The following is a 1,230-nucleotide window of genomic DNA, read 5'->3' as shown; positions in this document are numbered from 1 at the left end:
AGTTCCGGTGGGGTAACATCCACTTCACCTGTACCACTAACAACAGTGGTATTTTGTGCGGCGTCGGTCATGCTCACGCTCACCGTGTAACTGCCTTCAGCTAACGCGCTTGGCGGTGTCGCACTCCAATTACCGTCGCTGTCTGTTTGCACGTCGAATACGTGAACGACCGTGTCTGCACCGGTAACGGTGATGCTAACGGTGCTGTTTGCTTCACTGCTTGTTCCCGTTATTACTGGGGTGACCTCATTCGTGAGTGACGGCACATTCACACTCACACTCGGTGCAAGGGTGTCTATGACGCCTGCGCTGGTAAGTGTGGTGGTATTGCCTGCGATATCATCTATCCTGAGGACAAGTGTATACGCCCCTTCGGCGAGTGCATCCGGTACTTCCACTGAGAATTCACCCCCACTGTCCACTTCGGTGGTGAAGATTTGTGATACCCCTTCGTCATCCAAGACGGTGATGCTTATTTCACTGCCTTCAACGGCATTACTGCTGCCACTGAGTGTTGGTGTTACGTCGCTGCTTGACCCTAGGTTGTTCAAGATGAGCGTTGGCGGGGTGATGTCGACTTCCCCTGTGCTCGTGGCGCTAATGCTATTGCCTGCGGCATCGCTGACGCTGGCGCTGACGCTGTAACTGCCTTCAACCAGGGCACTCGGCACTGGCGCTGACCAATCCCCTTCACTGCCAACAATGGCGGTAAAGGTATGCACGTCGCCGTTGCTGCCTGTCACGATGATATTCACGACGCTGTCGTGAGGCGCATCGCTGTTTCCCGATACCGTTGGGGTGATGTCGTTGCTGACGCTGTGCGTGTTAATCGTTAAGCTTGGGGCGATTAAGTCGATTAATCCGCTGACGCTGGCGCTACTGCTATTGCCTGATATGTCGTTGATTGTGGCGGTAACGGTGTAACTTCCGCCCGCTAAATCGCTAGGCGCAACCACACTCCACGTGGTACCACTGACAATAACACTTGTGCTACTGCTGTCGTTATTGCTGTCTACGAAGGTGATGTTTATTACTGTCCCATCCGCAGCATCGGTGGTGCCGCTGATGGTGGGGGTGCTTTGGTTTGTGTCTGCCAATGCGTTAATGTTTATGCTCGGGGCATTGGTATCCAATGTGGCACTTTCACTGACGGTGGTGCTGTTACCTGCCACGTCTTCCACGCTCACTTCTATGCTCAATATTCCATCGGTTAAGGCGTTTGGTACAATT

The 1,230-nt window shown here is 53.4% G+C and carries 1 protein-coding gene; it reads right to left on the bottom strand.

The window, feature by feature from the left end; genetic code table 11:
- A partial coding sequence (locus GQR56_RS21160) for an Ig-like domain-containing protein (protein ID WP_206018251.1) occupies nt 1-1,230 on the bottom strand: 1,230 nt, incomplete at both ends.

Source organism: Pseudoalteromonas sp. Z9A5 (assembly GCF_011378875.1).
In the GTDB taxonomy this organism is placed as follows: domain Bacteria; phylum Pseudomonadota; class Gammaproteobacteria; order Enterobacterales; family Alteromonadaceae; genus Pseudoalteromonas.
This window is presented reverse-complemented; position numbering and strand designations above follow the sequence as displayed.